12 protein-coding genes and 2 pseudogenes are annotated in these 14,832 nt (G+C 39.8%); 7 read left to right on the top strand and 7 right to left on the bottom strand.

Translation table 11 applies throughout. The features are described 5' to 3' along the window. Positions 1 to 86: 86 nt before the first annotated feature. Complete coding sequence (locus tag LC653_RS11845; RefSeq protein WP_229494667.1) at positions 87 to 569, bottom strand: cupin domain-containing protein; 483 nt, start codon at positions 567 to 569, stop codon at positions 87 to 89. A gap of 56 nt (positions 570 to 625) precedes the next feature. Here LC653_RS11845 and LC653_RS11850 point away from each other — a divergent pair, with 56 nt between their 5' ends. After that, positions 626 to 781, top strand: coding sequence for an XRE family transcriptional regulator (locus LC653_RS11850; RefSeq protein WP_229494668.1), 156 nt, complete (start codon positions 626 to 628; stop codon positions 779 to 781). Positions 782 to 1,170: 389 nt separating this feature from the next. Here the strand turns inward: LC653_RS11850 and LC653_RS11855 are convergent, their stop codons facing one another. The 3 genes from LC653_RS11855 to LC653_RS11865 form a co-directional block, all read right to left on the bottom strand. Then, the gene (locus LC653_RS11855) at positions 1,171 to 1,758 is read right to left on the bottom strand and encodes a Uma2 family endonuclease (RefSeq protein WP_229494735.1); all 588 of its coding nucleotides are present in this window, start codon (positions 1,756 to 1,758) and stop codon (positions 1,171 to 1,173) included. 96 nt (positions 1,759 to 1,854) lie between these two features. Next, on the bottom strand, positions 1,855 to 2,124 hold the full coding sequence (locus LC653_RS11860; RefSeq protein WP_229494669.1) for a hypothetical protein: 270 nt from the start codon (positions 2,122 to 2,124) through the stop codon (positions 1,855 to 1,857). Between the two features lie 41 nt (positions 2,125 to 2,165). After that, positions 2,166 to 3,413 (bottom strand): n-acyl-d-glucosamine 2-epimerase, encoded by a 1,248-nt coding sequence (locus LC653_RS11865; RefSeq protein ID WP_229494670.1) that lies wholly within the window; start codon positions 3,411 to 3,413, stop codon positions 2,166 to 2,168. Between the two features lie 198 nt (positions 3,414 to 3,611). On the opposite strand from LC653_RS11865, the gene LC653_RS48275 reads away from it, so the two are divergent. The 4 genes and pseudogenes from LC653_RS48275 to LC653_RS11885 all read left to right on the top strand — a co-directional run bounded on the left by LC653_RS48275 (position 3,612) and on the right by LC653_RS11885 (position 5,384). Then, positions 3,612 to 3,692: a M14 family metallopeptidase gene (locus LC653_RS48275; protein WP_229494736.1), complete on the top strand. Its 81-nt coding sequence runs from the start codon at positions 3,612 to 3,614 to the stop codon at positions 3,690 to 3,692. After that, positions 3,668 to 4,047 (top strand): annotated as a pseudogene (locus tag LC653_RS11875) (protein kinase domain-containing protein); the annotation flags it as partial. The gene LC653_RS48275 and the pseudogene LC653_RS11875, both read left to right, overlap by 25 nt. A 625-nt stretch (positions 4,048 to 4,672) precedes the next feature. Further along, positions 4,673 to 4,906: pseudogene (locus tag LC653_RS11880) on the top strand (TonB-dependent receptor plug domain-containing protein); the annotation flags it as partial. Positions 4,907 to 4,955: 49 nt separating this feature from the next. After that, on the top strand, positions 4,956 to 5,384 hold the full coding sequence (locus LC653_RS11885; RefSeq protein ID WP_308189077.1) for an ABC transporter substrate-binding protein: 429 nt from the start codon (positions 4,956 to 4,958) through the stop codon (positions 5,382 to 5,384). Positions 5,385 to 5,687: 303 nt separating this feature from the next. Here the strand turns inward: LC653_RS11885 and LC653_RS11890 are convergent, their stop codons facing one another. Then, positions 5,688 to 8,063, bottom strand: coding sequence for an NHL repeat-containing protein (locus LC653_RS11890; RefSeq protein ID WP_229494672.1), 2,376 nt, complete (start codon positions 8,061 to 8,063; stop codon positions 5,688 to 5,690). 847 nt (positions 8,064 to 8,910) lie between these two features. On the opposite strand from LC653_RS11890, the gene LC653_RS11895 reads away from it, so the two are divergent. Together LC653_RS11895 and LC653_RS11900 are read left to right on the top strand one after the other, a co-directional pair. After that, the gene (locus LC653_RS11895; protein WP_229494673.1) at positions 8,911 to 10,080 is read left to right on the top strand and encodes a glycosyltransferase family 4 protein; all 1,170 of its coding nucleotides are present in this window, start codon (positions 8,911 to 8,913) and stop codon (positions 10,078 to 10,080) included. A 347-nt stretch (positions 10,081 to 10,427) separates the two neighbouring features. Continuing rightward, entirely contained in the window at positions 10,428 to 11,579 is a 1,152-nt protein-coding gene (locus tag LC653_RS11900; RefSeq protein ID WP_229494674.1) for a glycosyltransferase family 4 protein, read from the top strand. Between the two features lie 362 nt (positions 11,580 to 11,941). Here LC653_RS11900 and LC653_RS11905 read toward each other — a convergent pair whose 3' ends face one another. Both LC653_RS11905 and LC653_RS11910 read right to left on the bottom strand, forming a co-directional pair. Next, on the bottom strand, positions 11,942 to 12,283 hold the full coding sequence (locus LC653_RS11905) for a hypothetical protein (RefSeq protein ID WP_229494675.1): 342 nt from the start codon (positions 12,281 to 12,283) through the stop codon (positions 11,942 to 11,944). Between the two features lie 251 nt (positions 12,284 to 12,534). Continuing rightward, a complete protein-coding gene (locus LC653_RS11910) occupies positions 12,535 to 14,373 on the bottom strand; it encodes a bifunctional serine/threonine-protein kinase/formylglycine-generating enzyme family protein (protein ID WP_229494676.1) in 1,839 nt (612 codons plus the stop codon). Positions 14,374 to 14,832 lie beyond the last annotated feature (459 nt).

Consider the following 14,832-nt stretch of genomic DNA (forward strand, 5'->3'; position numbering starts at 1 on the left):
CTGGTGACTCATATCGTTATCTGTGTGATGCCATTTAAAATACTAATGAGTAAACCTCTGACAAAAGTCGAAATCTCTCATCAAATTTATCTGCTTTCAGGATTGATTAAAATAGCTTTTGGTTGATTAGCATTAAATAGAGAAGCAGACAACAGAATAATCGGTTTGTTTGTTTGGTTTTCTCCATAATGAACCATTCCGGCAGATTCAACTAAAGAATCTCCCACTGTAAGCTGTATAGTTTTCCCTTTTTTAAGAATCAATTCTGTGCCGTTAGCTTTCGTTACTTTAGCTTCTCCTTCCACAACAGTATAAGTTAAAGTTCCCGCCTCTACTCGTTCAATCTGCATTCCCGGATGAGTATGAGTAGGGAGTTTTGCTCTTGGTGCGATGATATAGCGTACAAGTTCAAGAATCTGCTTTTTATCTTGAGTTGGATAACCACTCGCTAAAACTTCACGGGTAACAGATTGAGTGTAAGTATTGGGTGAGGAGATTTCTTGGCTCTTAACAACTACACTGCCAAAACCTAGAATAGCTAAGGGGAGAATCAGAGACAGTTTTCTCATATTAAAAGTTTTTTGTTTGGGCAATACCTTTAATTAAATCAGAAGCCGCCGCACTATTGGGAGTTGATCAACCTAAGATTTCTGCTTTAATAAGGGGAAAACTATCAGGTTTTTCAACAGAGCGACTTTTCAGATTTCTAAATGCTTTAGGTTGTGAAGCAGCCCTGAAGACGGGTTTCCCGTCGCTCTTTACTGCTGAACCCGAAGGGTGATGTGGAAATAGTGGTGAAGTTGAAACCCAAATCTCAAACACAGGCTCAAACAAAAGTTTGTAGTTATGTATTAGAAAACTGAAAAATGCTTACTTACAGCATAGACAGAAGAGATTTTATTTCACTTATCTGCCTATCAATTACATTAAAATGATTATCAAGCATTTTTAGCATTCTCAATAGCTTGTCTGAACCCATGTAATTCGGAAACAAATCCAAAATTAATATAATTAGTTCGATGTGGTGCATACTAACAGCATACTTTTTGCGTATTTTAGTATAAGATAAATCATTTAAAGCATAACGTATCAGTATTTAAACATATTTCAGAGAATAGAACACTTTTTTACGCGTAGGCGTAGCCCGCCGTAGGCATCGCACCAACAAAATCATTCACAAGTACCTTTTTGAAACAACCGATTCAAGTCTAATAATGCATCTTTAAATCCAGGAATCGCCACTGACTGGTTAGATAGAGAAATCTGCTTGCTGAGATAGCTAAACTTATTTTGAGCATTTTGATACGGTTGGTTATGACGCTCAAGTTGACGAGCCGGTAAATTCACAATCCAGTAATGAGAAATTCCGGCTTCTGCATACAATGAAAGCTTGGTTGTTTGATCGTAATCTAGAGTTTTATCTGAAATTTCAATCACTAACAAAATATCTTCGGGATAGGGATGATGAGCGAGATAATCTTCATCTCTTCCTCTTGCAATGACAACATCCGGCTCAGGCTCACTCTGATTGGGAAGGGTGATGGGATCTTGTCCACGGATGACTGCTCCATCGCCTAATAGCCGATCTAATTGACGGCACAGGATAGAACTACAAACTGTATGAGGTGTTCCCTTTGCTGTCATTTGAATCAGTTCCCCTCGAATCAATTCAATATGATTGGCCTCTGTCAGAAATCCGAGTTCAATCAATTGATGGTATTCTGCGATCGTAAATCGCTTAGGTGTCACAGCATTCATGAGACATCCTTCCAATGGCACTGATTCTACTTTTACTTGTACACTAACAGATATTAAACTGACTGCGTTGTTTACCGCCGCAGGCATCGCAATAACTTAAGCCGTTGTTACTACAACTGAAGCATTCATAAGTAACCTTAAAGCTGTTGTTACTACAACTGAAGCATTCATAAGTAACCTTAAAGCTGTTGTTACTATAACTGAAGCATTCATAAGTAACCTTAAAGCTGTTGTTACTATAACTGAAGGTATTGTTATCAATGCTGAAGCCGTTATTACTACAACTGAAGCATTCATAAGTAACTTTAAAGCCGTTGTTACTACAACTGAAGCTGTTGTTATTAATGCTGAAGCTGTCGTTACCACAGCTTAAGTTGTGGTTATGAATATGAATTTTTCTAAAAAGTCTATTGCAAAGGAGTAGCGATCGCCTCAAATTGCTGTAAGCATTGGTACAATGCACGCGGTACGTGAAAACATCCTTTCCATTTGCCACCTTTAAGGTTCAATAATACTTCTCCACGCCGATTGAGATAGCCAAACCATTCACCGTATTCTGAATCAGCAAAGTGTGACCAAGTGTAATCGTGCATTTTTTGATACCATTCCCAACACTCCTCACGCCCCGTCAGACGATAGCCCATTGCTAATGCAACTAAAGACTCTAGGTGAACCCACCACAGCTTTTGATCCCATTCCAATTGTTGTGGGGGATGACCGTCTGCATCCATAAAGTAATACAATCCGCCGTACTCGTTATCCCAAGCAAAATTTAGGATATTTAGCACCACATCAACGGCTTGGTTAATAGTTTTGGTGTCGTTTTGGCGACGCGCAATGTCCATGATGAACCACATGGCTTCGATACCGTGACCTGGATTAATCAGCCGTCCCTCAAAAGAATCTATGTGAGAACCGTCAGGGGCAACATTTTCGTACATTAACCCCCGTTCTTGGTCGAGAAAATCGGTCATCACTTCGCAGACGGTTTCAGCTAGGACATTCTCTAGTGTTTCTTTTGGCAAAAGCCATTCCATTTCTAGAGTCAGGTTGGCTAAAATCATTGGTACAGCCAATGATTTCATCGGGCGTGTGCCGGGATAGGTTTTATTATATTTGCCCTTGGGGTTGTCCTTGCGGCGTAATACGTTATTATAAGCCTGCATCGCCACATCCTTTGCCCATTCTTCGCCGCCAGCGAGTGCATATTTACTAAATGCCATTGCTGCAAAGCAGTCAGAAAAGATGTTGTAAGGCTCAACCAGTGGTTTCCCTTCACGAGTGAGGGCAAAGTACCAGTTACCATCACTATCTCTGCCATGTTGGGCGAGAAAATTAGCGCCATTACTAGCAATTTTTAACCAGTTTTCGCGTTTTTCTAGCTGGTTGTAAAGCATCGAAAAAGTCCACACCTGGCGGTTTTGCAGCCAAATGAATTTGTCGGTATCATAAATTTTACCTTTGCGATCAAGGCAGGTGAAATAGCCGCCTTGCTGCCAATCGAGAGAATATTTTTCCCAAAAGGGGAGTACGTCGTTGAGGAGGGCGTTTTTGTAAAGTTCAGCGTAGGCGTAGCCCGCACTTCGACATGGTTCGACTCCGCTCACCAGCCGCTCAGTGACCACCGGAGGCATCGCTTGAAAATTATACTCCATAAATTTCCTCCCCTTTTGTACTCAAACCAACAGCTTAACAGTTATCATATTTTGGCTCTAACATAGAGCGTAGGCGTAGCCCGTCGTAGACATCGCGTCAGCCTTTTACAAGATTTAGTCAGTAGCAGGTATACTTCTATCTTGTATCTTGCACCATTCTCAATAACCGTAGGGTAATTTTTTAAAGATGAGGTTGTTATGAGTCAGATTAAACGAGTTGCGATCGTTGGAGGAAACCACGGTAATGAGTTAACAGGAGTACATCTTGTCAACTGGTAGTGATTAAACTGCTGAAAAATCCTTATCCCACCTTTTCTGAACTCTTGTCGTTTCGCAATCAGTACACCATTGCTAAAAATCTCAACTCACCGCTAATCATCCAAACCTACAGCCTCCAAGCCTACCAAAATGGCTATGCGCTGGTGATGGAAGACTTTGGGGGGATTTCTCTTAAAGAATGGGGAGACGCGATTAATCGCGTCTGTACTAGGGAGTGGGGAGAAATCTAGAATCTTTGATAGAGTTTTTAGAAATAGCGATCGCACTATGCAATACCTTAGATGTACTTTATCGTTCGCGCATTATTCATAAAGATATTAAACCCGCCAATATTCTAATTAATCCCGAAACCAAATAAGTTAAATTAATTGACTATGGAAATTCCGGTATGATTTTTGGCTCGTAAACTACAGAAGCGATGCCTACGGCAACCTGAAGCAGGAACGCCAAAATCAAACTACTAATTTTAACATTTTTGAGGGGTCTAAGTCCCTCGCTTCTAAGAGGTTGTTTGAAAAGTGGTTAGCTGTGATTTTAAGTACTCGTTGATCCCCCCTAGCCCCCCTTAAAAAGGGGGGAATTAGAATCAAAGTCCCCCTTGAAAAGGGGGATTTAGGGGGATCTAAAACTTTTTGCTACTAACAAAAGGACTTTTCAAACAGCCTCTAAATCGCGACAAGTTTTGCGGTGAGGTTAAAATCCCCAGACGCTCTCGAAGAGACGCTAAAAGCGAACGCGGACTCGCTAACGCAACTCTTAGAGACGCACTCGCGTTCGCTAATGCAAAACAAAATTTACGAATTACGAATTACGAATTATTTTAATGAGATAATTTCTTATTAAGAGTAAAAGTTTTGATCTCAAGCGATCGCTATGACAATCACCCTTTCCCAGCAAGGCTTTGATGAACTATTTGAGGAGACGGTGGAACGTTCCCAACACCCAGATCGAGATGATGTGATGGATGTGGTGTACAAATATCCGCGACGACTGGGACAAGAACCGACACACCTTTGCGTGACATTCCCCAATCAATTCAAGTCGTACCCCAAGAGGTGCTGCGCGATCAACAGGTAACTCGTTTAGACGATGCACTCAGAAATGTTCCTGGTGTAACTCAAGATTTTAACTCTGGTCCATACGCCACCTATAGAATTCGTGGATTTGAGGCATTGAATAATAATTTGCTCAGGAATGGGCAAGTTGATGCGGGGGCTGGAATAGGCTTGTTTTTCGTAGGCGATCGCGCTGGAGATTTGGACAATACTTACAGATAAGGAACATTTTAGCTTTGTCGCTAAAGTGTTAGGCAGAGAAGACGCTTATCAACAGGCATGGAATCGTTATTATCAGCGAATTCAAGAACTTAAAATTGCGCTGGGCGATCGCTATCAAAATCAAAAATTTTCTTATGTCTATCTTCAAAGTAGTAATGGCTCTATATTCATTAGCGAACTTAAAAATGTATTTGCTGGTTCAATACTGAATGATGCTGGACTGCAACGCACAAAATTACAAGATGTTATTACTCCAAACGGATACCTTTTTATTCCTGAAGAAGAACTATCAAAGATAGACGGTGATATTATATTTATAGGATTTTATGGAGATGACGATGAAAAATACTTGAAAAAACTCAAACAAAAGCCATTATGGATAGCTTGTCTGCGACACGCACTCGCGTTCGCTTAGAGCGAGTTTGCCTTCGCTTTTAGCGTCTCGTAAAGAGCGTCTTGATTCTGACGCCAAGCCGCAGAGCGTCTCCGGCTTTGCTCCTGAATTCTGACGAATGTTTTCTTCTTCAAAAAAAATTATTTTTCACAAATCAGATAGGATTACTATAGCAATCCTAAATTATTTGTGAAAAGTTAGCTCCTCGACTTCTTTGATAAGTCGTGAATCTGGACACTGCGAATTTTTACAAATCAGATAGGATTGCTATAGCTATTCCCTAAACCTGATGATAAGTTTTTAAGCGCACACGATATTAAACGCTCATCCCGCCAGCCGATACATAATTACTTTTCCTTTCCAATTTTCTTCCACAAATACCAGATGCTCACCATTTGAACGACGAAAAGCGCGGATACCGTAGGGTATATCAATCCAGCCACTTTCGCTGCCAACTTCTGGGCCTGGTTTTAACTGTTGTACTTGCGCTCCCGTCTTGGCATTATAGACATATACCTGTGCGGTTTTGACTGTCACGGCAAATACATAGTCTCCCGCCACACTCATAGCCGCCGTAGACACTTCACGTTTACCGGTGGTGTCATAAGGGATTACAATTCGCCAACGGGGAGTACGATTTCCTTTACTCCAATTGTCAAAACGGGCAATCTCAGATCCAGCAACTCCAGTATCGTCGCCGAATGCAGGGTGATCTACTGTGAAGCCTGACAAATACATGGTGTCTGTTTGGGGGAAATATTCGATCCGCCGCAAGTCGTTAAATATGTTGGGAGTAGTTTGCTTTTCCATCAAACTATAGCTGTAGATGGGGTTGCCCTTAGCATCTATTCCCTGTAAAGGATAGTGTCGAATGCCATCTTCTGTTCGCAAAGCTTTCCAAACATCTCCTTTGCTGTCTACCCACCATCCGCCGATATAGGGATAATCTTTGCTGGTATCATATTCGTTGTTTTCAAATTTGCCATTACCGTTGCGATCGCGCCAGATCCATTCCCCTAGTTTTGGTTGATTCGGTGGCCAATTTCCCGCTATTGATTTTTTATCGCCATTAGTACCGACAAACATTCCGGCTGGGATAGCTACTTTCCCATCTGTAGCTGGATTAAAACGATATATTTGCAGAAAGCTGTTATACATATCTGTGAGAAACAAAAACGGCTTTCCTTGGATGCGACGAACAAAGGTTCCATCTGGCGATGTATGCAGACGGGGATCTTGAGGATATTTGAAAGCATTTAAAGTGTAGGCTTTGTAAGTCCATTGCTTACCAGCAGCCTTGCTGTAGTCCATGAGATAGTGTTCTTGTTTGGTGAATAAATCTACACCATCAGTTTTAGGATCAGCATCTGCATTATCGACGAATATCAATCCCAGCGATCGCCACATTAATTTTCCCGATGGCGAAAATTTCCGCAAATCTGTTCCTGATTTGTTGAAACCATTACTATTTATATAGATATTACCTGAAGCATCTGTACCAACTCCAGTAAGTCCATAAAGTTTCAAATCTCGAACTTCACCAGCAACTCCTGCATAGATACCACCCTTACAGCCGAAACTACCCACCTGCACCGGCTTATCTTTGATGTCATAAATCAACATTTGCTGACGTGGCCCATTTTCTGCCACCAACAGCTTACCTTGATGATCAATTGCGATTGCAGTTGGTTCAACGATATCTGCAATCTGTTGGGGTAATTGCTTTCCACTCGGCGAATAATGGAGAATTTTGGCAGGCTTACTTCCATTTTTACTTTGAATAATCCACAGATTTTTTTGTGGATCAATAGTTATTGCTCCCGGATTTGCAACGGTAAAGCTGCGTAATTCCTTCATCGTATCAGTATCATAAACACGAATCCGGTTAGCAGCAAAATCACTCACATACAACTCGCTTCCCACAGTTGCTAATCCCGTGACTTCACTTTTAGTACTGGTAATCAACATACTTTTATCCCAGCCACGCCCTTCAGGAAAAGGCGCAGGTTTTCCCGACAAGTCATAACGTCTAACGCAATGCCAAGTTGTTCCTTCTGCTGGGTAATCTTCATTGGTTTTGCCCTTCGATCCCTGAGTCATGGCAATGTAAATATATTTACTATTTACTGTTACAGCTTTGCCACCTCCACGACTCCAGCCGTGAGTATCCCCAATAGCACTAATAACCTTACCATCCTTATATATGGCTGCTTCCATTCCCGCCTCATCCCAATGGCTGTTGGTATAAACTGTGCCATCAGGGGCAACATACATTGCCTCAATATTGTTTTGTACCCGCAGATTTCCACTGCCAATCGTATTACCTATCCACGATGTTTTATAAGTAGATGTGGATGTTGCCGTATTGTTTTGTACTAGCAGATTTTCACTGGCAATAGTATTACTTATCGAGATTTCTTTGTGTGTAAGCGTGGATGTTTCGGTATTGTTTTGTAGCGGCAGGTTTTCACTGCCAATAGTATTATTTATCGACGATGTTTTGTAGATAAGAGTGCGTGTTCCAGTTGTCGCCCAGTCTGTTGTAATTCCAAGAGTAGTAACAATTACTCCAACAGTCAGACTGAGTAAAAAGTTGAAAGTTTTACTTTTTTGTATATATCTAATCTTAAATATTTTTTTGAGGTGCTGGTTGAGTTGGTGACGGAGTTTTATTAACTGCGCCAGTAATTTATTTTTCATATAGCAGTCCTAAATCATTTGTGAAAGTTTCTGTTGATTCTTCTCTCTGTGTTCTCTGCGCCTCTGTGGTTCGATTAAAAAGTAATTTTCACAACTCAGATAGGATTGCTATATACTTTTTAAGCTTTTAATTATTTATATACAATCATTTTTTCGGTAATCCGCAAAAAATATAACTATTCTGAAGTGGCTAAGATACAGGTTATTCATAGACATGACATTTGATAGCAAGTTTTACATAAGCTTTATAAAGCTCACCCGATTCTTTGAATTTTCAGCTAATACATTTAAGGTATTAAGATTTACTGATTGTTTAGTAATAGTGGTAAAAATTAATACAAAATAATTTTATATTTATTACTTTATATCAGCTTTTGTCTCTCCCTATATAGCATTCAGCTTTCTTGATTGGCAGGTATCATATATATCTAGCTCGGTGTTGTTTAGTTACTAAAAACACAGTTTTAATTCCTTGTTGACGTTGACATATAAATAGTTTATAAATTGGTGTTCTATACAAAAACTTTTATTGGTAATGTATATTTGGAAATTTTAGTGATTCAGGTTTGGATACAGATGTAGGAGTACATAGATGTGCATTGGTGGCAACTTAAGTTACAAATAGCAAAACTTTCGGCTTGACTCACCCGCCTAGAACTAAAGTTCTTTGGCTTTTAGCTAAAGTCTACTAAAGTAGACTAAAGATTTTTCGGATTATTTAGTCATCTTTAGATGACTTTCGCTATTAGCAAGGAACTTTAGTTCCTTGCGGGACATAGCTTTCACGTTAAGTTGACACCAATGATAGATGTGCGTTTGTTTTAATATATTTATAGGAGATATATCAGTGAAAAAGAAACCAGAAAATTTTGCTTCATCATCAGCATCTATTCTCACCCTTGGATTAGGCTGGTTTCCCAAAAGTCCCGGAGGATTAGAAAGGTATATTTATGAACTAACTCATAAATTAGCTGCAAATAAAGACCAGGTTGAATTATGCGGAGTCGGTCTACCAGAGATTGAAATAAATTCGCCGATTAAGCTGACTAATTTGGCTTCTGTTGATAGTGCTATTTGGCAAAGATTATGGTCGATTCGCACTAATTTCCAGAAAACAAGAACAAGCAAACCAGATGCTATTAATTTGCACTTTGCATTATATAGCTTTCCTATTTTAGATATTTTACCAAAAGGAGTACCAGTGACTTTTAACTTTCATGGCCCTTGGGCTTCTGAGAGTCAGCAAGAAGTGGTTAATAAAAACCTTAGTCTTTTAATCAAGCACTGGCTAATAGAAAAAAATACTTATAATCGCTGCGATCGCTTTATTGTTTTGAGCAAAGCATTTGGTAAAATTCTACATGATAAATATCAAGTACCGTGGAGCAAAATTAATATTATTCCGGGTGGAGTTGATATTAAATGGTTTCAGCCAAATTTATCACCCCAGGAGGCTTGTACAAAACTAGGCTGGCCAAGTAATCGCCGGATTATATTTACATCACGCCGCTTAGTACATCGAACCGGAGTTGACAAATTATTGCAAGCACTGGCTATAATTAAGCCCAGAATACCAGATATTTGGCTAGCGATCGCAGGTCGTGGTCACATCCAAACTTCACTACAACAACAGGCTACAGAATTAGGACTAGACGACAACGTTAAATTTTTAGGTTTTCTACCTGATGAGCAATTGCCTATAGCTTATCAAGCTGCTGAATTAACTGTTATGCCTAGCCAATCTTTTGAAGGATTTGGATTAGTAATAATTGAGTCTCTAGCCTGTGGTACTCCTGTTTTATGTACTCCAGTTGGTGGAATGCCAGAAATTTTATCAGGATTTTCACCCGATTTAATTACTACTTCAACAGAAGCCTCAGCCATTGCTGAAAAATTAGAGCAAGTGCTTTTGGGAAATATCCCCATACCTTCACGAGAAGCCTGTCGCCAGTACGCTACCACACACTACAACTGGAATCAAATCGCCCAACAAGTACGGAATATTTTATTAGCTTAAACAATTGACTGACTTTTCACGTTATGTGGAAAAGCCACGAAACACTTAACCCCCTAACCCAATACAGTTCAGTTAAGCGTTTCTTTCCTCTCTCAGTGCTCTCTGCGCCTAATAAGGTTCGTTAAAAAAATTAACTATGACAAAGAGTTTTAGCCTTAACCCAAGCGTATTGCCCCCTAACCTCCTTTCCGACGCGGAAAGGGGGAAAATTCAAAGTCTCTCTCCTCTTAGGAGAGAGAAATAGAAGTGAGGTTTTCCAGATACCGTGAAAAGAAAAGTCAGAAACAAGTGATTGTAATAGATATTAGGGGTGCTACGTAAGTCAAATTAGCTAAAATAGAGGTTTAATGAGAATTTTTTTTCTAGACCAAAGTGGTAAACCAGGCGGCGCAGAATTGTGTTTAATAGATATTGCTAAACCTTATGGTGATTGCGCTTTGGTAGGTTTATTTGCAGATGGGTCATTTAAAGATTTACTACAGCAAAATCATATCCCAGTAGAAGTTCTCGCAACTCAAGCAATCCAAGTTCGCAAAGAAAGCAGTTTGGTGCAAGGATTAAAGAGTTTGGCACAACTTGCGCCTTTGATTACTAAGGTAGTTAAAATAGCGCGTGAATACGATTTAATTTATGCCAACACCCAAAAAGCATTAGTTGTCGGAGCATTAGCAAGTTTCTTCAGCCGTCGCCCTCTAGTTTATCATTTACATGATATTCTTTCCAAAGAACATTTTAGCCAAACTAATCTTCGCATTGCTGTTAACTTAGCTAATCGTTTTGCATCATTAGTAATTGCCAATTCCCAAGCTAGTAAAACAGCCTTTGTACAAGCGGGAGGACGCCCAGATATTATCGAAGTTGTCTATAACGGCTTTGATTCAAAAATTTATCAAACTGATGAGTTTGAAGTTAATAAATTACAGCAACAGTTAGGATTGCAAGGAAAATTTGTAGTCGGACACTTTAGCCGTCTTGCCCCTTGGAAAGGGCAGCATATTTTAATTGATGCCCTTGCCAAATGTCCGCCAGAGGTGACGGCAATTTTAGTGGGTGATGCACTATTTGGCGAACAAGATTACGTCCAACAGTTACACCAACAAGTTGCTGAACTGGGATTAGAAAACCGCGTCAAATTTTTAGGATTTCGTTCTGATATTCCTCAGTTAATGGCAGCTTGTGACTTGGTAGCACATACCTCTACTTCCCCAGAACCTTTTGGTAGAGTGATTGTTGAGGCAATGCTATGTGGAAAACCTGTAGTTGCAGCAAAAGCTGGGGGTGTAATGGAATTAGTAGAACATGGACTTAATGGTTTTCTAGTGACGCCAGGAGAACCCCAGGAACTTGCACAAATAATTATTACCTGTCTTCAGGAGATGGAAATAACTGCAACTATAGCTAATAATGCCCGGACTACTGCTAGTCGGCGTTTTGATGTTGCAATTATTAATCAGCAAATGGCCCAACTGCTGTCTCATACCAATTCACGAAAATCCTGATAATACATATAGATTTCTCGTAGGGGCTTGTCTTTGCCCATTGGTGTCAACTTAAGAAGATTTTGCCCAAATTTGGTGGGTGTAAGCGTCAATCTCATTTTCGTAAATTGGTATAACATAACGCCAGAACAAACCGCAGAGGTGCAGAGAAGCCAGTGCGCCCTTGCGGTTTCCCGACTTGTTCGCTCTTAGCGTTCCCGTAGGGTAGCAACTGGCGCGACACAGAGAGAATGAGAAAATGCTTAACCCAAGCGTATTGCTTTATGCAAACGAGAAGCGCTATAAATGGTGTCTCACAGCTACGTCTCTTTAAGCTTGCAAAAGATATAGTTTGATTTATTATTGCTGACTTATTTTTTGTTTTACAGGCTTGTTCTAATCCACCAACTTATTTTCTCCAAATTAGAATCTATTTCCTGCCAAAAGCTTGCTGATGAGTCTGCTTCTCTTGTTGCTGCGAGTATTTTATCTATACTGTCGAAGTTTTTTAGAATCAACTGCTTATCTAGTTTAGGGATATCTAACTTGAGATATTTCAGACGGTTGGATAACTCTACTTTCTCTTTTGTCGCTAAGTGAGGAATCTGCTCAACTAGTTCTAAAATTTTGTCTACTGATGCAATGACTTCTTTCAGGCTCGGCTTTTTACTTTGTAATTGTAAATCTTTTTCTTCAAACGTTTCTTCTTGATTACCTAATACCAATTCGCAATTCGCAATTCGCAATTCGCAATTAATAAACTTAGATGCCGCAGGACTTTCCTGATCTACATCTGTTACCTCATTTTGGAGAATTGGTATAATTTTACTATTAATATTTTCACAAAGAAAATATTATAATCAATCTCACTTACTTTACCCACTTGATTATGATATTTTCCACTTTTATTTATAAGTACTATGTCACCTTTCTCAATTCTATCCTTCATAATTTCTACAGCCTTTGAATTAAATTGCTAAATAATCTCCTCTACGGAAAATACTACTCTAAAACCACAAACCCTCAGTCCACCGTCTGACTCATTCCAGCTACGGCTAGCGCTGCGACACAGTTCTGCATTGAAACTCCAAGAACCACCGCGTAGCACTCGGCGATTAATATCACCGCCAATTTCCCAAGCTGTTCCATCTGAGGGTGCGTCGCTGTAATTGTTGTGCCACGAATCAGCGCACCATTCCCAAACTAGCCCGTGCATATCGTACAATCCAAAGGCGTTGGCAACTTCAAAACTACCGACGTTTGTTGTTTCTTTACGGAATTTGCTTTTTGGTTCGATAGTGCAACTGACTAACTCAGAGGTAATGGTTTCGCCAAAGTGAAAAGATGTTGTAGTTCCAGCCCGACAAGCATATTCCCATTCAGCTTCACTCGGTAAACGATAGTCGCGTCCAGTTTTTTCTGATAGTCTGAGACAGAATTCTACAGCTTCATACCAAGATACATTTTCCACTGGTCTATCTAAACCTTTGAATTTCGACGGATGAGGATTTAAAGCTTGTTTGACTTTGGGTAAAGCTGCTACTACTCTCCACTGTGCTTGAGTTACGGGAAATTTTCCCATAAAAAATGGTTCAACGGTAACTTTATGTCGAGGACGTTCGTCAGCATCTCCTTCACACTCCGGTGAACCCATCATGTAAGTACCACCAGGAATCGATACCATTTCTAATGTGACAGATTTACCCAATTCTTCGGCAAAGAAGTTTGCATTACAACTCATGCGGTTTACTTCTCTACCACTTGTGTCTACTGTCACTACGTCAAATTCAAAGGTTTCTAAGGGGGGTAATGGTACTATTACTTTTTGTGGTAGCGGCGGTAATATGGGTTGAGGCATCGAAACAATTTTTAGGGCAACAGGTTCAATGTTCGATTTTGCAAATTTCAAATCGTTGAGAACTTCTACTGCTGTTTGATACCTTTCACTCGGTAGATGTTTTAGTAATTTATCTAAAATTTTCCCTAAGTCGTCGCTGATAGTAATGCCTTTTTCTTGTAAACGTTCGCGCCACAACCACTTAGCGTTCATGGCATCATAAATAGGGTCAGTAATCTGTCCAGAAGCATCCTGCAACGGCAAACATCGAGTTAAAAGACGCACGCAAGTTACACCTAAAGCATACAAATCACTGCCGTGACAAGCAAATCCAGCCATTTGTTCGGTTGGGGCATAACCAAGGGTATAAATTACTGTAGCTTGTCTTCCTATACTGGTTTGTGTTACCTGTTTAGCACCGCCAAAGTCAATTAATACGGGTTTTTCATCACTTGCACGGCGGATAATATTTTCTGGTTTGATATCCCGATGAATGACATTATGAGTATGAATGAATTGCAGAACTGGCAATAAATCAGCTAAAAGTTCCCAAATTTGTGATTCACTATAGATTTGTTGCTGAACTTCTTGTAAGAGAGTTTTTCCTTGAATAAATTCTTGTACGAGATACAAGCTAGCACCTTGTTCAAAATAAGCAAGTAATCTGGGAATTTGGGTATGATTTTCTCCCAGTTCATACAACCGAAAAGCCTCTTCTTTAAAAAATTCTGCTGCTTTGGTACGTTGTCCTGTTCCCTGAAACTGGGGGAAAAATTGCTTGATGACGCAAGGCGCGTTTAGTCTGTCTACATCTTCTGTAGCATAGGTTCTGCTAAATCCACCTTCACCTAAAAGTCTCAATACTCGGTAACGGTTTCTTAGAAGTTTGCCAAAGTTGCTTTGTCCGCAACTCACGCAAAATCTATTGCTATCAGAGTTGAATGGATTTGAGCAATTGGGATTTTGGCAGATTTGCATAATCAGGGGGAAATAGCATCTTCTCCAAAGTTAGCCCCAATATCATTTAATTGAAAACAGTTATGTAGAGAAGCGAACACGGAAGTTTATTCATGTGTTTATATCGGTTTTCTGTTGAGTAGGTACTGAACCCCACCCCCAACCCCCTCCCCGCTCTTCAAGAGCTTGCTCTGATTACCTCATTTGATTAGGAAAAACTATAAACTTCTTTCCGAACGAAGGCAGAAAGATGAATAAATCCTATATATTTGTTGATATTGGGACGTTTATAAATATTAGTAAATATCAATACATGGGTACAAAAGATGTAGAAAGATTACATTGCAACGTCTCTTTTAATATAGCTTTTCTTTCCGACTCGAAAAAGTTCATAAGGAACCAACTCATGCATAATTTTAACTAGTTCCGTGGGTTTAAGTCCCCCGGTTCAATAAAAATTTTGTTTTGTGTTAGGGTTAA

The sequence above is a fragment of the Nostoc mirabile CHAB5784 genome, from assembly GCF_020829645.1.
Lineage (GTDB): Bacteria > Cyanobacteriota > Cyanobacteriia > Cyanobacteriales > Nostocaceae > Nostoc > Nostoc mirabile.